The sequence below is a fragment of the Nonlabens ulvanivorans genome, from assembly GCF_000732625.1.
GTDB lineage: Bacteria > Bacteroidota > Bacteroidia > Flavobacteriales > Flavobacteriaceae > Nonlabens > Nonlabens ulvanivorans.
In genome coordinates this window covers 118775-140507 of the sequence record NZ_JPJI01000023.1, presented here as the reverse complement: position 1 = coordinate 140507, position 21733 = coordinate 118775, and the positions used below count along the sequence as shown (strand labels likewise).

Here is a 21733-nt window from a genome sequence, read left to right as displayed (position 1 = left end):
CCATGAAAAATGTCATTTTTAAAGTCCTTAGCTTACTTCTACTAGTTTTAGCTAGCAGTTGTAGTGATAGTAAAAAATCCAAGTACAATAGTCAAAAAGATGTGGACATCATTAGCGATTATACAGCTATAAATCATCCTGGTAAAAAACTATTAGAAAATCAGTGTTATGTATGCCACAACCCTAGTACAAATCATGATGGTCGTATCGCTCCACCTATGGTCGCTGTAAAATCACATTACTTAAACGATGATATTTCACAAAAAGATTTTGCTGATGCTATCTGGAATTTTGTAGAAAAACCAACAGAGAAAAAATCTAAAATGAGAGGTGCCGTGAAACGTTTTAACCTAATGCCTTATCAAGTATTTAAGGAAGAAGACATAAGGCTTATTGCTGATTATATGTATGAATTTAAAATCGATGAACCAGAGTGGTTCAAAAAACATATAGAAGAAGAAAGTAAAGGCAAGGTAAAATACCGCAATGATGGTGCAAAATTAAACGACACTTTAATTAGTAATCATCAGACACCTGAAGAGAAAGGTCTACAATATGCCTTAAGCACAAAAAAAGAATTGGGTAAAAATTTAATGGGAACCATTCAAAAAAAAGGAACTAAAGAGGCTGTGACATTTTGTAATGTAAAAGCCTATCCTATTACAGATAGCATGGCAATAGCTCAAAACGCAAGAATTAAGAGAGTTAGTGATCGTCCTCGCAATATTAATAATCAAGCCAATAAAAAAGAGTTAGCAATTATAGAACAATTCAAAACGTCAATAGCTAGTAATAAAGATTACGAACCAGTAACAGAATTAATTGACGGCGTGAATCATTTTTATTATCCTATTACCACAAACTCCATGTGTTTGCAATGTCATGGTGAACCTAATAAAGATATCAATGCAGATGTTTATGCTACCATATCACAATTATACCCAACCGACAAGGCAGTTGGTTACGATGTCAATCAGGTTAGAGGTATATGGAGTATTACATTCAAATAATTAATTACCGCTTTAAAAAACCTTTCCCTTTTTATTTAAAAAAAGAGCAGATCAATAAATCTGCTCTTTTCTATTTAGATACAATTCGACCAGCTATTAAGCGGTCATTGATACTAAAACAATCTTGAGTAACAATAGTTACAAAACTGACATTTTGTAAATACTACATTTAAAGACACCAATAACTAACAATATGTCAACACGTTATCAAGTACTCATTATAGGCGGTGGAACCGCAGGTATCATGACCGCTACGCAACTCTTGAAAAAAGATAAGTCCATCAGTATTGCTATTATAGAACCTGCTGACACGCATTATTACCAACCTGCGTGGACACTTGTAGGTGCTGGAGCATATGACTTCAAAAAGACAGGACGTCCTATGTCCAGTCTTATACCATCTGGTGTAAACTGGATTAAGGATTATGCAACTGCTTTTAATACAGATCATCATACGGTAGAAACTAAAACATCTGGTAATATCAAATATGACTATCTAGTTGTAGCTCCAGGATTAGTAATGGCACCAGAGATGATTGAAGGGCTTCCTGAAGCTTTAGAAAAAGGTGTCGCCTGTAGTAACTATACAGATCCTGAACATACATGGAATTGTATTAAAAATTTTAAAGGCGGTAATGCCCTATTTACTCAACCTGTAACACCTATAAAATGTGGTGGTGCTCCTCAGAAAATAGCATATCTAGCAGCTGATTATTTTAAAAAAAACAATCTATCTAGTAAGTCTAATGTCATTTTTGCAACTCCAGGCAGCGTCATTTTTGGTGTTAAACCTATACGCGAGACTTTAATGAAAGTGATCGGTAGGTTAGGAATGCATTTTAAACCATATTATGCTCCTATTAAAATTGATGCAGATAATAAAATTGCTTACTTCAAACATACCGCACCAGAAGAAAACATGTGTGTAATTAATGAGGATAATGAATTAGGTGAAACCGCTACCGGTGATGAGATCATAAAGATTCCATTTGAATTGCTCCATATTGCACCACCACAAACTGCACCTAAATTCATACGTGAATCCAGCTTGGTTAACGATGCAGGATGGCTAGATATAAATCATCATTCATTACAGCATAATTCTCATGCAAATATTTTTGGTTTAGGTGATGTAGCTGCTTTGCCTACTGCAAAAACTGGTGCTGCTATTAGAAAACAAGTTCCTGTAGTTGTGGATAATATTTTTAAGTTAATGACGACACAAAAGAAAGGTGATTTAAGTTATAATGGTTATTCCTCTTGCCCACTAGTTACAGGATATGGTAAAATGACGCTGGCAGAGTTTGATTATGAAGGAAACTTTACACCAGATCCTAAGTTAAAACGTATGCTTGTCTTTAATAGTGCCAAAGAACACTGGAGATTATGGATGCTTAAGAAATTTGGCCTGCCATACCTATACTGGAATAAAATGATGAAAGGTCAAGATGTTTAATTAGAACAAAAGAGGTTACGATAAGTGACCTCTTTTTAATTTATATTATGAAAAACCTTAGCTATAAAGATTACTTGCTTGTAGTTCTTCAAGGTGTTTTGTTTGTTATGTATATAATAGACCTAGAGATACTACACATAAAACTATTAAGTATTATAACCATCATAGGTTTACTCATTGCCATTGCAGGGATTTTAATTTTCCTATTGGCCATTTTACAGTTAAGCAAGAATCTTTCACCTTTCCCTACTCCTAGAAGTGACTCTTCACTTATTAAAAATGGATTATATAGATACGTTAGACATCCTATTTACACAGGTATCTTAATGACGTTTTATGGATACGCTTTTTATTCTGACTCGATATATAAGATATTGATAGCTTCACTTCTATTGATTTTATTTTATGTAAAATCAAGATATGAGGAAAGTAAACTGAAACAAAAATTCCCGAGTTATTCAACATATGCACTAATAACTGGTAGATTTCTACCAAAGTTATTAGTTAAAAATAGTTAAATAACTCGTTGTGTAACTTGGGTTACCGTACCAACTCTAACGATAGTGTAAATTTATCATGTGAAACAAAAACAATAAATTAATACTATTATGGAAAATTTAAATGTAGTGCCAGAACAAATAATTTCTATGCCTAGAATAGGCGATACAGCACCAGATTTTGAAGCGGTTACAACCAAAGGAAACATCAAAATGTCTGATTTTGCAAAAGACAAATGGATTGTTATGTTTTCTCACCCAGCAGATTTCACTCCAGTTTGCACGACTGAAATGAGCGGATTTGCTCAAAGAAAAGCAGAGTTTGATGCGCTTAATACAGAATTATTAGGGTTAAGTATCGATAGCATTCACGCACACTTAGGTTGGGTTCAAAATGTAAGAGAAAACACAGGTGTTTACTTTGACTTCCCAATCATAGCAGACATAGACATGAAGGTGTCAAAGCTTTATGGAATGCTACAACCCAATGAAAGTGAAACGGCTGCAGTTAGAGCAGTATTCTTCATTGATCCTTCAAAAAAAATAAGACTTATCATGTATTATCCACTTAACGTTGGTCGTAACATGGATGAAATTTTAAGAGCCCTAGATGCGTTACAAATGTCAGATAAGCATAAAGTGGCAATGCCATTAGACTGGAAAAGAGGTGATCAAGCGATCTGTCCACCACCTAAGTCATTAGATGCATTAAATGAAAGACTAGCAGATGATTCTGTTGAAAAAATCACTTGGTATCTTGCAAAAAAAGATATTTAAATCAAATAAATAAGGGCTTTATTTATCTTTAATAAAGCCCTTAAATAAATTAAAAATACAGCTATGAACATTAAACAATTTGAATACAAACCGTTAGCACATTACTCCTATGCGATAGTTAGTAATGGCGAGATGGCGATTGTTGATCCAGAACGTGATCCTAGTCAGTATTACGCTTTCGCGAAAGCGAACAACGCTACCATCAAAGCAGTCATAGAAACACATCCACATGCAGATTTTGTAAGCTCACATCTCGAACTATATAAAGAAACAGGTGCTACCATTTATAACAGTGAAAAATTAGGTGCAGACTATCCGCATCAATCATTTGATGATGGCGATAGTATTACGATAGGCGATATTACTCTTAAAGCAATCAACACGCCAGGACACTCACCAGACAGTATTACCATCGTTGCCACAGATACTGATGATACAGCACTATTCACAGGTGACACGTTATTTATAGGTGATGTAGGTCGTCCAGACTTGCGTGAAAAAGCCGGTAATATGCAAGCAAAACGAGAAGAACTTGCGGGAATGATGTATGATACCATAATCACTAAGTTTACTGATTTACCAGATAATGCAGTGGTATATCCAGCACACGGTGCAGGATCGTTATGTGGTAAGAATTTAAGTGATGCAGCGAGTAGTACATTAGGAGATGAGCGACGCGATAATTGGGCTTTTAAAACGCAGTCTAAAGAAGATTTTATGTCAACCATATTGGATGGTCAACCTTTTATACCATCTTATTTTGGGTATGATGTTGACATTAATAAATCAGGCGCAGACAGTTTAGAACCATCCATATCTGAAATACCGTTTGAAGAAAATGGTAGCGCCACAGGACTTATAGTAGATATGCGAGATGAAGCAGCTTTTAAAAAAGGGCATCTCAAAGGAAGCTTTAATATTCAGGCCGTTTCTGAAAATGCCAAATTTGAAACTTGGTTAGGTTCCATAGTTACTCCAGAAGATACGTTTACTCTTGTGATCGACACTGATGAGAACAAGGACACTATGTTGCATCGAGTGGCAAAAATCGGATATGAAAAATTACTTACTAAAGTAATCACCCTTTCTCAGGAAAATCTAGAACAAACACCTTCACTAGATCTAGCCGATTTCAAGGAGAATCCAGGTAATTACACTATAGTGGATATACGTAATACCAGCGAGGTGGAAGAAGAAAAGTTTTTTGAAAATGCCTTATCTCATCCATTAAATGAATTGAGAGATACAGCAAGCGAGATCCCTACCGATAAACCTATCGTAGTACATTGCGCAGGTGGTTATCGCAGCGCTGCAGGAAGTAGCATTTTACAGAAAAAACTAGGAAGTGCCACTGTGTATGATTTAAGTGATGATATAGAACAATTTAAATAATAGATTATGAAAAATATGAACAACATAGGATTAGACATTAAAGCTTCTCAAAACACAGCAGTTGAGCTTAATGATCTTCTTGCAAACTATCAATTATTCTACATGAACCTAAGAGGTTTTCACTGGAATATAAAAGGGAAAAAATTCTTTGAACTACATCTTAAATTTGAAGAACTTTATAATGATGCCTTAATCAAGGTTGATGAAATTGCAGAGCGTGTACTTACATTAAGCGCTACACCTTTGCATACTTTTAATGCATACCTAGATGCGTCAGAGATAAAATCTGCAGAAAACGTGACAGATGGTGAAGTAGCTATCAATGGTATCTTAGAATCATTAAAGATTCTTTTAAGCAAAGAGAGAGCTATATTATCTATTGCCGGCGATGCAAACGATGAAGGAACGGTCGCTCTGATGAGTGATTATATCGTGCAACAAGAGAAACTTGTATGGATGCTGTCTGCTTACCAAGACTAATATAATTTATGAAACAATACCCAGCAGACTTTTGGAATGAACGCTATACCGAAAAAGAATATGTCTATGGCACACAACCCAATGTGTTTTTCAAAGAACAACTAGACCAGTTAGTGGCAGGAAACGTACTTCTTCCTGCCGAAGGTGAAGGCCGTAATGCGGTGTATGCGGCTTTGCAAGGTTGGGATGTTGTTGCTTTTGACATAAGTACAAGTGGTAAGGTAAAAGCAATGCAGTTGTCAGCAGCGCAAAAGGTTGTAGTAGATTATCAAGTTACTAGCGTGCTTGACTTTAAAACTGATATCAAATTTGATACAATAGGATTGTGTTATACCCATTTTCCTATAGAAATAAGAAAAGATGCATTTCAACATCTCTTAAAATTTTTAAAGACTAATGGGACAGTTATTTTTGAAGCTTTCGCGAAAGCGCAATTAGGAAAACCTTCAGGTGGCCCAAAAAACTTTGGGATGTTATTTTCTATTGAAGAAATCAAAGACGAATTTCCAGAATTAGAGTTTAAGTTATTAGAAGAAAAAACTATCGAATTGTCAGAAGGAAATTATCATAAAGGTAAAGCCGAAGTCATAAGGTTTATCGGTATTAAAAAATAAAAAAAGCCCTTCTTATTTGAAGGGCTTTTTTACGTCCTGACTTAACTCATTCTAATCCTAATTCTTGTTTTATAGCAATAGTGTCTAAATTCTCTAAGAGACCTATCAAGTGTGGATACCATTTTTCATGATAGCCGTATTCTTTCTGTCTAAACTCTGCAATAGCTTTTTCTTTAGACCAATTCTCGACCACCATACGAAAAGCTGCCACTACTACACCTGTTCTATCTGAGCCATGCCAGCAGTGAATCAATAATGGTTTAGGAGCTTCATGAATAGCTTTTAACGCCATAATAATATCTGATTCCTTAATCTTTTTAGTCTGTAGTGGTAAGTGTATTAATTCTAAATCAGTACCTCTAGCTTTGGTAGAGTCATTTCTCAAGCGTCTAAAACTAATGATCGTTTCAATCCCTGCAAGTTCAAGTTCTTTAAAACCCTTTTTACTAGGTTGTTCAGATCGGAATATAGAGTCATTAATCTTATATAGGTTTTTAAAAGACTTAGAATTCAGAATTAAACTATCCGAAATTTGCGCATGAGCTGACGAAAAAAGTATTAAACATGCCAATGATATTATCAAGTTTATATTCATCTTATTTAAAATTGATAATTCGCAAACACTGAGAAGTTTCTTCCTGGATCATTGATAGGCACACGACCAAAATCGGCTTGATTTGTAAATGAAAAGTTTAAGTGATTATTATAAGTTGCATCAAAAATATTCAACACAGCAACACCTAGTTGTACATTTTTATAAGGTTTTACTCCTAATCTTAAATCCAAGGTTTCATATCCTGCCGTTTCTATTTCTCTAAAACTAGTAGAGATTTCATCTTGTTTTGACGTGATGGTATAATCAAGATTTGCCCAGAACTTTTCTTTTTCAAACCCTAATCCTAGTCTTGTAATAAAAGGTGGTGTTAAAGGTAAAGACTCGTCTAGGTCGTTATTTCTTGTATACACATAAGAAAACGCCGTGTTAAAATTGAAATAATTAGCAAACTCTATACTTGCTTCAGCTTCAAAACCGGTTTTATAAGCATCATCTATATTGATAAATCGCTTGACCTCTTGAGGTTGTGCCGTAGGGTTAAATTTTCTATCTAGCGTAGGGTCCACCATAGGAACGATGTAGTTTTCATAAATGGAATAATATCCAGAAATTCCATAGCGTATAGCGTCTATTCCTTTTTCAAAAGTTCTTTTTCCTTTAAAACCTATCTCAAACTGATTATTTACCTCAGCATCCAGATTAGGATTTCCTACATATTCAAAAGGATCTTGACCTACTGAAAAATGATTGATATAACGCTCTATCATATTTGCAGATCGCACACCACGACCATAGGCGATTTCTAGCGTGTTGTTTCCTGAAAGTTTGTGCTTTACAGAAACCGTAGCCGACACATTGTGCTCTTCACGTTGCCCTAAATCATTATATAAAGCTTGAAAATCAGCTTCTGGATCCTGGATGTCTGATACGACCAGGTCATAACGGACACCAGCCGTTAGCATGGTTTTATTAGAAAACGCATATTTATTTTCAGCAAAAAGGCCGTAGTCATTCACATAAGAATCTTGCCAAACCTTATCTTGAAATACCATAGGTTCTGGTAAAAGATCGCCCATCATATTGCGTTTTACCGTACGTGTTCTAACGCCATCTCTGGCAATAAGTAAGGCATCAAGACCACCATATAAAATCCACTTCTCTGTAGGTTTCATCTTAAACTCTACCTTTCCACCAGCAGTTGTCGCATCTATGGTAGAGATGGCTTCAGTCATCATAAAAGATGGTCTTCTATTGTTAGACATGATATGATCAACATAAGAATAATAAGCTTTGGCATTAATTTCTTCAATAAAATCATTCACCTTAGAAATTTTATAGTCTATGGACAGTATCGAGCTATTATCCTCATCGGTATCCATAGGTAGTCCAGCATGTAATACATCTCTTCCATAAGACTGTCTCCAGTGTGCCTGAATTCTTTGATTATCTTTAATATTATAACCTAATCGCAAGCCATAATCCAGACTTTTGAAAGAACTAGGAATTTCAGTTCCATCACCATCTTCATAGTTGCCAAAATCACGATAACCGGCATTTGCCGTGATATCATATCTATCTGTGATTTGGTGTAGTTTCAAGGAAGAGACTAGCGCATTTCCATTAGTCTCATAACCACTGCTTACACTACCCTGAAAACCGTTACCTAGATGTATAGGCTTTTCTGTAACTAAGTTAATAATCCCGCCAAAGGTCGCTCCATATCTAACAGTATAAGGTCCTTTGATGACTTCTATACGTTCAATATCTTCTGGAACAACATGTGTAGTAATCGGATCCATACGATTAGGGCAAGCGTGCATCGCTTTAGTTCCACCATCAAATTGAATGTTCAACTGTTCATATTGTGAGGCTCTAAAAGATGGATCGATAGCATAGTTTCCACGCTTGATGAGTGAAAATCCATTAAAATCTCTGAACAGATCTGCAACATTTTTAGGCTGTACTACTTTTTTAACTAAATCTGTTCTTACCGTTGTGAGTACTGGATCTGTAGCTCCTTGACCAGTGACGATAACAGTATTTAAAGCTACCGGTTTAGTACCTGTAGTGTCTTGCACTTTTTTTGTCGTCTCTTGTGCAAATAAAGACATAGGTATTAATGCGCATATTAGCGCTAATTGTTTCATTTTCATAATAGTATTTTCATAAAATCGCACCATAAAGGTGTTGAACGACTATTTTAAAATAGCGCTCGATAAGTTAATCTCGAAGTGTATTATGAAAATCGTGGCGGATGAAATATACCGTCAATATTAGAATCTGTTATAGTGTATTGATAAAAGAAAAAGCAATTGTGTTCCTGATCAACTGTAGTTAAAATTGCAAAACTTATTTCTTCTAGATAGTAGATTTGCTCTTCCCAGTTAATTAAAGGTAATGAAGCGTCTTTATCACTAGAACCTTCGGCCATCATCTTACTTAAATAACATTTTCCATCGCAGTTTAATGTAGGCTTATCTTTATTCTCACACAACCTTTCTACAAAGCTATCCAAGTCAACTATGTACCAGCTATACATAATAGTAGTACGCAAGCTATTGCTTAAAAGTACAATCGATAATAAAGTGGCAACCCATAACTTCATATGACAAAATTATCAATAGGTCTTTTAAAGTTAGGTGACAAATGTCACATAAAGCAAAGGTTTCGTAAAGACGCTTTCGCGAAAGCGAGATTTAAAAAATTAACGGTTTTAAGTGACTATTGTAACATAACAAACTAAGTCTAGAACCTATTTTTGTAAAACAAAATCATGTCACGATGGATACAGAAATTCTAGCCCGTATACAATTTGCTTTTACCATTGCCTTTCACTACATATATCCGCCTTTAAGTATAGGTATAGGATTAATTATGGCAATCATGGAAGGTTTATATCTCAAAACCGGTAATAAACAATATGAAGTTCTGACGCGTTTTTGGTTAAAAATATTTGCGATCACTTTTGGGATAGGTGTTGCGACTGGTATCATCATGGAATTTGAATTTGGTACTAATTGGTCAGTTTACTCTAGATATGTCGGAGATATTTTTGGAAGTGCACTTGCTGCCGAAGGTCTCTTTGCATTTGGTCTAGAGAGTACTTTTTTAGGAATTTTACTATTTGGATGGAATCGAGTTTCTCCTAAAGTTCACTTTTTCTCAACTATAATGGTGTTCTTAGGTTCTATGTTCTCTGCGGTATGGATTGTTGTAGCAAATAGCTGGCAACAAACACCGGCCGGATACCATATCGTAGGTGAAGGATTTGATGCTAGAGCTGAAGTGACTGACTTCTGGGCTATGGTTTTTAACCCATCGAGTGTTGATAGAATCATTCACGTCTGGCAAGGTGCTTTTCTTGCTGGAACTTTTCTAGTTCTTAGTGTACATGCTTACTATTTATTAAAAGGGCGATATGTAGAAATATCAAAAAAAGCCTTTAAAATTTCCCTAGTCGTTGCAACTATTATTTCTTTAACACAATTGCTTTCTGGACACAGCTCTGCAGATGGCGTTGCCGTTAATCAACCGGCAAAACTAGCTGCGATGGAAGGCCATTATGAAAAATCTGCACCTGCAGATTTGTATCTATTCGGTTGGGTAGATGACGAGACCCAAGAAGTCACCGGTATCAAATTACCTGGCGGACTCTCATTCCTAGTTCATCAAGATTTTGAAGAGCCTATCACAGGTTTAAACGCTTTTCCAGAAAATGAACGTCCTGGACAGGTAAATGCTGTTTTCCAGTTTTATCATATTATGATATCGATAGGCATGTTTTTAATAGGATTGACCTTATATGCTTGCTATTTATGGTGGCGAGGTACTTTATTTGATAAAAAATGGCTGTTAAAGATATTTGCTTACTCAGTTCTTTTACCACAAATAGCAAATCAAGTAGGCTGGTTTGCTGCAGAGATGGGAAGACAACCATGGATAGTCTATGGTCATTTAAGAACTGATGAAGGATTCTCTCAAGAAGTATCTTCTAATCAGATATTGTTCTCGTTAATTTTATTCTTAGTGGTTTACACAGTATTGTTTCTTTTATTTATTTATTCCGTAAATAAGAAGATAAAGCACGGCCCATATGACGAGGCAAAAAACCCAGATGAATTTTTAAAATACGTTTAAGACCAGCATTATGGAAACTTTTTTAGGTATAGATTACCCTACACTATGGTATTTAGTCGTTGGATTATTATTTTCAGGTTATGCAATTTTAGAAGGCTTTGATTATGGTGCTGGCGCATGGCATTTATTTTTCAAAAAAGATTTAAGTAGACGCATCGCTATTAATGCCATAGGACCTTTATGGGATGCAAATCAAGTATGGCTTATTATAGGTGGTGGTGCCTTATTTGCAGGGTTTCCTGTGATGTACGCCACTATGTTATCTGCTATGTATATTCCATTTATGCTGTTTTTATTATTGCTGGTCCTAAGATCATCTGCCATTAAATTTAGAAGTTCTGAAGAGATGAAATGGTGGCGCACCACTTGGGACATCATCTATTTTATATCCAATACATTAATCGCATTTTTATTAGGAGTCGTTTTAGGTAATGTTTTACAAGGTTTTGAAATAGGAGAAAACTATACTTATAAAGGTGGTATTTTCTTTGCTTTTCTAAGTCCTTATGCTATCATGGCTGGATTTACAACCTTATCATTATTTATGACCCAAGGTGCTATTTTCTTATTGCTTAAAACAGAAGGAAGATTACACAGCAGATTAACTTTTTTACTTAAAAAAGGGATGATTTTCTTTATCATTAGTTTTGCAGTAACCTCGTTATACACACTCATATTCTTACCAGGTGTGACTGATCGATTTAAGGAACAACCATTATTTTTTACACTTCCTATATTAGCATTTCTAGCAGTGGCAAATGTGCCTCGATTGGTCTCTAAGAAAAAATATTTTCAAGCATTGATCTTTTCATCTTTAACGATGGCCTTTTTATTAATGTTAGTAGCTTTTCAACTATATCCAGTATTATTACCATCAACGATAGATCCTGCTTTTAGCGTTACGATATACAATGCAGCATCTTCTCAAAAATCATTAGGAATCATGCTTACTATGGTAGTCGTTGGAGCTCCACTTCTCGCTGGATACCTTATCTTTTTATATAAAACATTTAATGGTAAAGTTCAATTAGACGATACCAGTTACTAGTCATAAAGTGGTATAATTACGCTTTCGCGAAAGCGAGATAAATCAACAAAAAGCCACCCATTAAAGGTGGTTTTTTTGATTAATAATCAGTTGCGTAACACAGGTTACAGTATTCACATTACAAGGCGATTACCTTTGATACAAAGCCTTAAAAAATGTCAAAAATAGTCATACTAGGAGCAGGAATTTCTGGACACGTTGCGGCATCGCATTTACGTAGAAAACTGTCTAAAGAACACAAAGTAATTGTGGTCTCTCCTAATAGTAATTATCAATGGATACCATCTAATATATGGGTAGGAATAGGAAGAATGAAATCTAAAGAAATCTTATTTCCGCTTGCACCGTTATACCGCAAAAAAAACATCACTTTTTTACAAGCCAAAGCAGTCTCCTTTCATCCGGAAGGAGATCCTAAAGAATCTAAACCTTATGTCCTATCTGAATATGTAGTAGGAGAAAAAAAAGGAACTCAAGAAAAGGTGACATATGATTATTTGATAAACGCTACAGGTCCTAAACTTAATTTTGAAGCTACAGATGGATTAATTCCTGGATTAAATAAAACTTATTCTGTTTGCACATATGGTCATGCAGATCATGCGTGGCATGGATTAAATGAGCTGATTCAAGAAATGAAAAAGGGCAAAAAAGCAAAGATCCTTATAGGTACTGGACATGCTAAAGCCACTTGTCAAGGCGCTGCCTTTGAGTATATATTAAATGTAGAACAAGAATTGCGCAAGCATAAAGTGCGTGACATGGCAGAAGTTACCTGGATTTCAAACGAATATCAACTAGGTGATTTTGGTATGGATGGTATGTTACTATCCTATAAAGGTATGACCATGAAGTCTAGCGAGATGGTAGAAATGATTTTTGAAGACCGTGATATTAAATGGATTCTAGGTGCTGGAGTTGATAAAATTGAAGATGGACTTGCGCATTATGAGAATCTAGATGGTGAACATAAAACCGAATCTTATGATTTTGCGATGCTTATCCCAGCCTTTTCAGGCCATGGTTTTAAGGCATTTGATAAAGATAATCAGGACATCACAAATAAGCTTTTTAAAGGCTTTATGATTGTTGATGCAGACTATACATCAAAACCATATGAAGAATGGTCTGTACAGGACTGGCCAGAGACTTATCAAAATCCTTCTTATAAAAATATTTTTGCACCTGGTATTGCTTTTGCTCCACCACATGCCATCTCAAAACCGCGTAAAAGCAAAAACGGCACAGACATATCACCAGCACCACCACGTACTGGTATGCCATCTGGTATCACCGCAAAACTGGTAGCAGATAACATTATAGATTCCATAAAAAAAGGCAAAGAATCATTAGAGCATAAAGGTAGTTTAGGAAATATGGGTGCAGCCTGTATAGCATCTGCTGGATATGGTCTCACGCAAGGTAGTGGTGTAAGTATTACTACCTATCCTATTATACCTGATTATCATAAATATCCTAAATCACAAGGTCGCCAACTAGGCAAAACCTTTGGAGAAATAGGACTTGCTGGTCACTGGCTCAAACTAGCATTACATTATGCATTTATTTACAAAGCAAAAATGAAACCTTTCTGGTGGTTAATTCCAGAATAAAAAATAGAACTCATGACAGAAAGAATATCAAAATCCCAAAGATTTAAGATGATGAATCCCATCATTCAATTTTTTAAATTTATCTATCTCAGTATTAAAATTATGATTGTAGTAGCAGGTGGACATGGAGGAACACGTGAGGTAAAATAACGATCATCACAATTTATTGAAAGCCATCTATTAATAGGTGGCTTTTTAATTTAAATAAGGTTGAGTAACATAGGTTACTCTAGCAAGAAAAATAGCGAGTTAAATTTGCTTTACTAATCTCTTGTAATGAAGAAAATCTTATTATTTATAACCTTTAGCATTGCGATATTAACGCAAGCGACAGCACAGCAAACTACTCTAATTTCAAAAGAAGAAGTTGCTGAAAAAGTGGTTAAAAACAACTATTCTATAAAAATATCTGAGCAAGAATTTCTAGAAGCAAAAGCAGATTTTGATCAGACTAAAGCTGTTTTCTTGCCTAATATAACCGCAAGTCATACTGGTATTATCACCACTAATCCATTGATGGCTTTTGGTTCTAAATTAAATCAAGGAATCTTAACTTCAAACGACTTCAATCCAGATCTTCTTAATAATCCAGATCAGGTTCAAAACTTTGCAACCATTTTAGAAGTGCAACAACCCTTAATCAATATAGATGGTTTGTATCAACGTAAAGCAGCAAGAGCGTCAATGGAAGCTGTATTACTTAAAAAACAGCGCACAGAAGAATATCTATCCTTTGAAGTAGAAAACGCTTACATGCAATTACAACTAGCTTACAAAGGAATTGCGGTGCTAGAAAAAGTTCAAGAAGCCGCTCAAGAAAATTTAAAACTAGCCCAAAACAGATTAAAGCAAGGATACCTGCAACGTGCAGATGTTCTTAATGTAGAGGTAAGACTTACTGAAGTTCAAAACCAACTACAAACTGCGCGTAGTAACGTGCAAAATGCATCAGATTATCTTTCTTATTTAATGGATGACGATGGTTATACCATATACCAGCCTAGTGATAGCTTAACGATTAAAAGCATCACTATTAAGGATAATAACTTTTCTGAAAACAGATCAGATATTAAAGCCATGCAACTTGCTACTACTGCATATGAAGCTGCAAGCAAGGCAGACAAGATGGCTTTTCTACCTAGACTTAATGCATTTGGATCCTATGAATTGTATGATGAAAATCTATTTCAAGCAAGTGCAAATGGATATGTGGTAGGTGCACAATTAAGCTGGGATCTTTTTAAAGGATCACAACGTATCGGTCAGGCTAAGAAAAGTAAAGCAACATTAGAGAGATCAAAATTACAATACGAGCAATATGTTTCTAAATCAAAATTAGAAATTAATAAAGCACAACGCATGCTTAATGATGCAGAAAACAGATTAAAACTAGCACAACTAGCACTAGATCAGTCTAAAGAATCATTACGCATACGTACCAATAGATTTAAAGAAGGTCTTGAAAAAACATCAGACCTATTAAATGCCGAAACGCAATTTGCTCAAAAACAATTAGAATATTATCAAACGGTTTTTGAATTCAACTATGCACAGGCGTATATCAATTTTTTAACCAAGTCAGAATAACAAATCCATCTAATAAAAGAGCCTAAGCTTTTTATTTATAAAATATAAAGAATGAAAAAATCATATATCCTAATAACCGCAGTCTTTACCTTACTAATAATGAGCTGTGGTGAAAAAGAGTCTCAACCAGTGGTGGACAATTCTCCTGCAATTCCTGTAACGGTACAGGCAGTAATTGACAATAATAGCAGTCCTTTTCTTGCGGTAAGCGGCAAAGTTCAAGCCGCAAATAGCGCACAATTAAGTACACGCATGATGGGATTTGTAAATAATGTTCTAGTTAACGTAGGTGATCCAGTAAAAAAAGGTCAGTTGTTAGTGTCCATTAATAATGCAGATTTACAAGCAAAAAAAGGACAAGTAAACGCTAGTATAACCGAAGCTACTGCAGCATTTAATAATGCTCAAAAAGATTACAACAGATTTAAAAATCTCTTTGCAGATAATAGTGCGTCACAAAAAGAACTAGATGACATCACGGCAAATTTTAATATGGCCAAGGCTCGTCTGGAAGGTGCACAGCAAATGAAAAACGAAATCAATGCTCAGTTTGCATATTCTAATATAACCGCGCCTTTTAATGGTGTTATTACTAGCAAAAACATTAAAAAAGGTGACATGGCAAATCCTGGACAACCGTTACTTTCTATAGAGGCTCCTGGCGATTTTGAGGTAATGGCTATGGTACCTGAAACTGAAATCTCTCAAATTAAAAAAGAAACAGAAGTACAGGTAACGATATCTTCCATTCAACAAACATTAACTGGTAAGGTAAAAGAAGTAAGTACATCTGCACAACAAACTGGTGGTCAGTATCTAGTAAAGATAACGTTAGATAAAACAGATGTACCGGTTCTATCAGGCATGTTTGCCACTATTGCTTTCCCTGTTGAAAGAAAAGCTGCAAATCATAATGTTTTAATACCTGCCACGGCACTTATTACAAAAGGTCAACTTACTGGTGTGTATACCATCAGTGAGAATAATACAGCCATGCTACGCTGGTTGCGATTAGGAAGAACTCTAGGTGATCAAGTAGAAATATTATCAGGACTTAATGCCGATGAAAAATACATTACCTCATCAAATGGTAAGCTATTTAACGGTGCAAAAGTGACTATACAATAATTCAATATTGCGTTAAGGATAGTAGTGAAAATCCTTTTTGTGGTTTTTTTCGCTTTCGCGAAAACTGCCTTCAAAAAGATTGTAACGGATAGCCTGTTAAAACGCCCAAAAAATATATCTAATGAAAGAAGGATTAGCTGGTAAAGTTGCCAAAGTCTTTATGAATTCAAAGCTGACTGTACTCTTAATGATCGTCTTTATGGTCGTAGGAGTATACAGCTCATTTTTAATACCACGTGAGGAAGAACCACAGATCGATGTGCCTATGGCAGATATCTTTGTAGGTTATCCAGGTGCTAGCCCTACTGAGGTGGAATCTCGTGTTATTAAACCACTGGAGCAACTTATTTCTAACATCAAAGGTGTCGAGTACGTCTACTCTACTTCTATGAAGGAACAAGGAATGGTGATTGTGCAGTTTTATGTGGGCGAGGATATTGAACGCAGTTTTGTGAAATTATACAACGAGATCAATAAACACATGGATCAAATGCCTGAAGGCGTGACCATGCCACTGGTAAAAACACGTGCCATAGATGATGTCCCGATGCTAGGCCTTACTTTATGGAGTGAGAATTATAGTGATTATCAACTAGGACAAATGGCTCATGAATTAGAGGCCGAAATAAAGAAAATAAACGATGTCGCTATCACACATAAAATAGGTGGTAGAGAACGTCAACTAAGAGTTGTTTTAGATAAGGATAAACTAGCCTCTAGTGGTCTAGACTTTATGCAAGTCTCTCAAATGATTAAGGCTAATAACGCCCAACTTAATGCTGGAAAATTTGATAAAAACGACACCGAGTTTATCGTTAACACTGGTGATTTCCTAGCCAGTACTACTGATGTTGAAAATCTTGTAGTTGGTGTGCAACAAAACCAACCTATCTATTTAAAACAAGTCGCTCAAATAATTGATGGACCAGAGGTGCCTCAAAGTTATGTGAGTTTAGGCTTTGGTCTAGGAAGTGATAAAAAAACCGATTTCTTATCTGAATATCCAGCGGTAACTATATCTGTTGCAAAACGTAAAGGTGCAGATGCTATGAAAATTGCAGATGTCATTATTGCCAAAGTTGAACACCTGCGCAAGACCTTAATACCAGATGATGTGCAAGTAGAAATTACACGTAATTATGGCGAGACGGCATCTCATAAAGTGTCAGAATTATTATTGCACCTTATAGGTTCTATTATTGCTGTAACCTTTGTTGTAATGCTAGCGATGGGCTGGCGTGGAGGACTCGTTGTATTTCTTTCTGTACCGATCACGTTTGCATTAACTTTATTGAGTTATTACATGCTGGACTACACCTTAAACAGGATCACCTTATTTGCATTAGTGTTTGTAACCGGTATTGTAGTTGATGATTCCATCATTATAGCAGAGAATATGCACCGCCACTTTAAAATGAAGCGATTGCCTTTTAAAGATGCTGCCTTATATGCTATAAACGAAGTAGGGAACCCTACTATCCTAGCAACTTTTACGGTAATCGCATCTGTATTACCTATGGCTTTTGTATCTGGATTAATGGGACCATATATGGCACCTATGCCTATAGGAGCTTCCATTGCCATGATTTTATCTTTATTTGTAGCCTTAACCATCACTCCATACTTAGGTTATATATTCTTAAGAGAAAAAGACAAAAAAGGTAGAGTTGAAAAAACAGAAAAACCACTTGAAGAAACTCTTATTTATAGACTGTATAATAAATTTGAGCGTCCTTTAATGGAAAATCGTTTCAACCGATGGTTATTTCTAGGTGGTACTTTTTTGATTTTACTAGTTACCATGGGATTGTTTTTCACAAATTCTGTTGCGGTAAAAATGTTGCCATTTGACAATAAAAACGAGTTTCAAGTGGTCATAGATATGCCTGAAGGTACAACACTAGAACGCACTGGTGTGGTCGCTCAAGAAATATCTCAGTATTTATCTACTAGACCAGAAGTAGTCAATTATCAAAATTACATCGGGACATCTGCACCTATCACTTTTAACGGACTAGTGCGTCATTATGATTTGCGTGGCGGTAGTAATATGGCTGATATACAAGTTAATCTAATTGATAAAGAAAAACGTAGTGCACAAAGTCATGATATCGCTAGCTTATTGCGTCCTGATATTCAAAAAATCGCTGCGAAGTATAATGCCAATGTAAAACTGGTAGAAGTACCGCCAGGACCACCAGTGCTATCTACAATTGTTGCAGAAATTTATGGTCCTGATTATGAACAACAGATTATTGTAGCAAATGAGGTTCAAAATATTTTAAAGAACACGGATGATGTAGTTGATATAGACTGGATGGTAGAAAACGACCAAACTGAATATCAATTTACTATCAACAAAGAAAAGGCAATGTTATATGGCGTGGCACCGCAACAAATAGCCTACACCATGCACCTAGCACTATCTGATAGACCAGTAACAAATCTATATGATGAAGATGCTGTACAGCAAATAGGTATCGTACTAGCGCTAGATGAAAAAGAGAAGTCAACGATTCAAGACATTTCACAACTTAAAGTTGCTTCTAATCAGGGAACCATGGTACCTATTGCAGACTTAGTAGAGATCAGTGAGTCTATAAGTGCAAAAAGTATTTATCGTAAAAATCAAAAAAGAGTCGTTTACGTCATGGCAGATATGGCAGGAGAACTAGAAAGTCCTGCATATGCTATTCTGGGCATGGAAGAAAAATTAAAATCAATTCCTATGCCTGAAGGCTACAGTATTAGCGAAATTTATTTAGGCCAACCAGATTTTGAAGATGATTATACGGTAAAATGGGATGGCGAATGGCAAATAACATTAGAAGTATTTAGAGATCTGGGAATTGCATTTCTAGGAGCCATCATCTTAATCTACATATTGATTGTAGGATGGTTTCAAAATTTTAAAGCACCTATCGTTATGATGGTGGCCATACCGTTATCCCTAATCGGTATTATTTTAGGTCACTGGATTATGGGTGCTTTCTTTACTGCAACATCTTTTATAGGAATGATAGCCCTAGCCGGTATTATGGTTAGGAACTCTGTACTATTAATAGACTTCATCAATTTAAGAACTGCCGAAGGTGTGCCTCTTAAACAGGCTGCTATTGAAGCTGGTGCGGTACGTACCACTCCTATCTTGCTTACTGCAGGTACAGTTGTTATAGGCGCATTTGTCATACTATTTGACCCTATTTTTCAAGGGTTGGCAATATCATTAATGGGTGGAACTATTGTGTCTACTGTATTGACCTTACTGGTAGTACCATTAGTTTATTATATGATAGAAAAGAAAAATTATAAATAATAAAATCAAGCAATGTTAAATACATATTTTAGAGTAATCGTAGGTACAATGGTACTTTTAAGCGTGGTGTTAACCGTTTATGTAAACCCAAACTGGATGTGGTTTACGGTATTTATAGGTGTTAATCTTATACAGTCTGCATTTACAAAGTGGTGTTTACTAGAAACTATTCTGGTAAAATTAGGTGTTAAGAAAGAAGCAAAAGGTTGTGCTGTTAATCCATAACAGGATTTAAAGAATATGCGATAATAGATTTTTATAGATTCACTTCAAATAAATTCCCTATTAATGCTGTAATTCCCATGGCCAGTGTACCCCATAAAGTCACTCTAAAAATAGCTTTCAAAACACTAGAACCACCTGCACGCGCAGCAACAACACCTAACAAGATTAAAAACACTATAGCAAATACATACTGAACATATTCCATCAGATCAAGAGGTGACATATAAGCAACAACCACTGGCAAGAAACCACCGACTGTAAAAGCAATACCTGAGGACAAAGCTGCCTGTAAAGGTTTAGCTTCGGTCTGTTCTGATATTCCTAGTTCATCTCTTGCATGAGTTCCTAGGGCATCATGTGCTGTTAACTGCTTTGCGACTTCTATTGCTGTAGCTGGATTTAAACCTCTTTCTTCATAGATTTTAGCAAGCTCTACTAACTCTTGCTCTGGCATATCTATCAGCTCTTGTTTCTCGCGTTTTAGATCAGCTTGCTCTATATCTGTTTGAGAGCTAACAGAAACATATTCACCAGCAGCCATAGATAAAGCTCCTGCCACTAACCCAGCGACACCAGCAAGTAAAACTGGTTCTCTCGTTGTGCTCGCTGCGGCAACACCTATGATGATACTAGCCGTAGATAAAATCCCATCATTTGCTCCTAATACAGCAGCTCTCAACCACGCACTACGATTGATATAATGTTTTTCTTTAGTATGCATAATTTTTAATGATCGTGACTACCAGATTCTCCGACTAGATTAAAAGCACCTTTAATTAAAAAAGTAATTTCATCGTTGATTTTAGAATCGGTTACTATTTCAATATACTGATTTAATTGTTGACCTATTTCAACTTCAACTTGTGTAAAATAATAGCCTGCATTAGTAGTTTCATCTAGTATCAACACATAATTTTCATTGTCCATATTTGCAACAGCTGTTTCTGGTAACGCTTTCGCGGAAGCGGAATCAATCACAATTCCTGCCTCAACAAACATACCTGTTAGAAAATGTATTTCCTTTTCACTATTTATGTGTCCATGAACCTTTATAGTTCTATTATCTTCAATCGTGGTACCGATAAGATGAACGTCGGCAAGGAAAGTTTCATTTGATGACTCTGGGATTTTAAAATTAATCTTTTGTCCTTTTTGAAGTTTCAGAATATCTTTTTCAAAAACCGATAATTCTAGATGTAAGTGATCATTATCGATTATTTCTAGAATTGCTGTTGCAGGTGATACATAGGTACCTCTAGTTACATTAACTTTAGTAATACTTCCAGAGATAGGTGCATAAATATTAACTACAGATACAATCGTGCCTGCTTCTACATTAGAAGGAGATATATTTAACATTTGTAATTGCTTGCGCAATCCAGTGTATCTAGCGTTTATAGTTTTATAAGAACTTTCTGCTTTTAAGAAACTTTTTTGAGAGGTAATGTTTTCATCCATCATAGTTTGGTGTCTCTCATACTCCACTCTCAAATAAGTCATTTGTTCCTTAACTTCCAGATACTCTTGCTGGATCTTAACAAAATCTGGATTCTCAATTGACACTAAAACCTGTCCTTTACGCACCTTATCACCTATTAATAACGGAGTTGATTTAATATAACCGCCCATAGTTGCATTTACGACCGCTCTATTTTCTGGTGGCACATCTATCATTCCGGTTGTTTTTACAGTTATAGGAAAAGGTTGCTGGATCAGTTTTCCCAGTGTCATATTACTATTTTCAAACTGTGCTGTAGATACAAATATCCTATCATCATTGCGATGAGTGTCTGACGTTTGACTATCTAAACTTGTAGATTCTTTTTCACCACAACTGGCTAGAACCAGTAATAGAATTAAAAAAGTGTATTTATTTATAATGCGTTGCATGTCTTTA

Annotated in this window: 20 protein-coding genes; 15 read left to right on the top strand and 5 right to left on the bottom strand. The window is 35.6% G+C overall.

Features of this window, described 5'->3' with window-relative positions; translation table 11 throughout:
* Positions 1-2: 2 nt before the first annotated feature.
* The 7 genes from IL45_RS02905 (at position 3) to IL45_RS02875 (ending at position 6226) form a co-directional block, all read left to right on the top strand.
* Positions 3-1010, top strand: a complete 1008-nt coding sequence (locus IL45_RS02905; RefSeq protein ID WP_036580132.1) for a Tll0287-like domain-containing protein — start codon at positions 3-5, stop codon at positions 1008-1010.
* Positions 1011-1203: 193 nt separating this feature from the next.
* Positions 1204-2466: an NAD(P)/FAD-dependent oxidoreductase gene (locus IL45_RS02900; RefSeq protein ID WP_036580130.1), complete on the top strand. Its 1263-nt coding sequence runs from the start codon at positions 1204-1206 to the stop codon at positions 2464-2466.
* A gap of 47 nt (positions 2467-2513) precedes the next feature.
* Complete coding sequence (locus IL45_RS02895; protein ID WP_036580128.1) at positions 2514-2984, top strand: methyltransferase family protein; 471 nt, start codon at positions 2514-2516, stop codon at positions 2982-2984.
* A gap of 90 nt (positions 2985-3074) precedes the next feature.
* Positions 3075-3740, top strand: coding sequence for a peroxiredoxin (locus tag IL45_RS02890; RefSeq protein WP_036580126.1), 666 nt, complete (start codon positions 3075-3077; stop codon positions 3738-3740).
* 63 nt (positions 3741-3803) lie between these two features.
* Positions 3804-5132, top strand: coding sequence for an MBL fold metallo-hydrolase (locus tag IL45_RS02885; RefSeq protein ID WP_036580124.1), 1329 nt, complete (start codon positions 3804-3806; stop codon positions 5130-5132).
* A gap of 6 nt (positions 5133-5138) precedes the next feature.
* On the top strand, positions 5139-5612 hold the full coding sequence (locus IL45_RS02880) for a Dps family protein (protein ID WP_036580121.1): 474 nt from the start codon (positions 5139-5141) through the stop codon (positions 5610-5612).
* An 8-nt stretch (positions 5613-5620) separates the two neighbouring features.
* Positions 5621-6226, top strand: coding sequence for a class I SAM-dependent methyltransferase (locus tag IL45_RS02875; protein WP_036580119.1), 606 nt, complete (start codon positions 5621-5623; stop codon positions 6224-6226).
* 46 nt (positions 6227-6272) lie between these two features.
* Here IL45_RS02875 and IL45_RS02870 read toward each other — a convergent pair whose 3' ends face one another.
* The 3 genes from IL45_RS02870 to IL45_RS02860 all read right to left on the bottom strand — a co-directional run bounded on the left by IL45_RS02870 (position 6273) and on the right by IL45_RS02860 (position 9387).
* Complete coding sequence (locus tag IL45_RS02870) at positions 6273-6821, bottom strand: tyrosine-protein phosphatase (protein ID WP_051788624.1); 549 nt, start codon at positions 6819-6821, stop codon at positions 6273-6275.
* Positions 6822-6826: 5 nt separating this feature from the next.
* On the bottom strand, positions 6827-8935 hold the full coding sequence (locus tag IL45_RS02865; RefSeq protein WP_235183312.1) for a TonB-dependent receptor domain-containing protein: 2109 nt from the start codon (positions 8933-8935) through the stop codon (positions 6827-6829).
* A gap of 83 nt (positions 8936-9018) precedes the next feature.
* Positions 9019-9387, bottom strand: a complete 369-nt coding sequence (locus IL45_RS02860; protein WP_051788623.1) for a hypothetical protein — start codon at positions 9385-9387, stop codon at positions 9019-9021.
* A 176-nt stretch (positions 9388-9563) separates the two neighbouring features.
* On the opposite strand from IL45_RS02860, the gene IL45_RS02855 reads away from it, so the two are divergent.
* From IL45_RS02855 to IL45_RS02825, 8 genes are all read left to right on the top strand, one after another.
* Positions 9564-10919 carry a cytochrome ubiquinol oxidase subunit I gene (locus IL45_RS02855; RefSeq protein WP_036580114.1) on the top strand — a complete coding sequence of 452 codons (1356 nt, stop codon included), beginning with the start codon at positions 9564-9566 and terminating at the stop codon, positions 10917-10919.
* A 10-nt stretch (positions 10920-10929) separates the two neighbouring features.
* A complete protein-coding gene (gene cydB, locus IL45_RS02850) occupies positions 10930-11967 on the top strand; it encodes a cytochrome d ubiquinol oxidase subunit II (protein WP_036580110.1) in 1038 nt (345 codons plus the stop codon).
* 155 nt (positions 11968-12122) lie between these two features.
* Positions 12123-13580: an NAD(P)/FAD-dependent oxidoreductase gene (locus IL45_RS02845; RefSeq protein WP_036580108.1), complete on the top strand. Its 1458-nt coding sequence runs from the start codon at positions 12123-12125 to the stop codon at positions 13578-13580.
* Positions 13581-13592: 12 nt separating this feature from the next.
* On the top strand, positions 13593-13730 hold the full coding sequence (locus IL45_RS15235) for a hypothetical protein (protein WP_170061696.1): 138 nt from the start codon (positions 13593-13595) through the stop codon (positions 13728-13730).
* A gap of 126 nt (positions 13731-13856) precedes the next feature.
* Positions 13857-15167, top strand: coding sequence for a TolC family protein (locus tag IL45_RS02840; RefSeq protein ID WP_036580105.1), 1311 nt, complete (start codon positions 13857-13859; stop codon positions 15165-15167).
* A gap of 51 nt (positions 15168-15218) precedes the next feature.
* Complete coding sequence (locus IL45_RS02835; RefSeq protein WP_036580103.1) at positions 15219-16295, top strand: efflux RND transporter periplasmic adaptor subunit; 1077 nt, start codon at positions 15219-15221, stop codon at positions 16293-16295.
* A gap of 121 nt (positions 16296-16416) precedes the next feature.
* Positions 16417-19611, top strand: coding sequence for an efflux RND transporter permease subunit (locus tag IL45_RS02830; RefSeq protein ID WP_036580101.1), 3195 nt, complete (start codon positions 16417-16419; stop codon positions 19609-19611).
* Positions 19612-19623: 12 nt separating this feature from the next.
* Positions 19624-19836 (top strand): YgaP family membrane protein, encoded by a 213-nt coding sequence (locus IL45_RS02825; RefSeq protein WP_036580099.1) that lies wholly within the window; start codon positions 19624-19626, stop codon positions 19834-19836.
* Positions 19837-19867: 31 nt separating this feature from the next.
* Here IL45_RS02825 and IL45_RS02820 read toward each other — a convergent pair whose 3' ends face one another.
* Together IL45_RS02820 and IL45_RS02815 are read right to left on the bottom strand one after the other, a co-directional pair.
* Entirely contained in the window at positions 19868-20557 is a 690-nt protein-coding gene (locus tag IL45_RS02820; RefSeq protein ID WP_036580098.1) for a VIT1/CCC1 transporter family protein, read from the bottom strand.
* 5 nt (positions 20558-20562) lie between these two features.
* Entirely contained in the window at positions 20563-21726 is a 1164-nt protein-coding gene (locus tag IL45_RS02815; protein WP_036580096.1) for an efflux RND transporter periplasmic adaptor subunit, read from the bottom strand.
* Between the last annotated feature and the right edge of the window lie 7 nt (positions 21727-21733).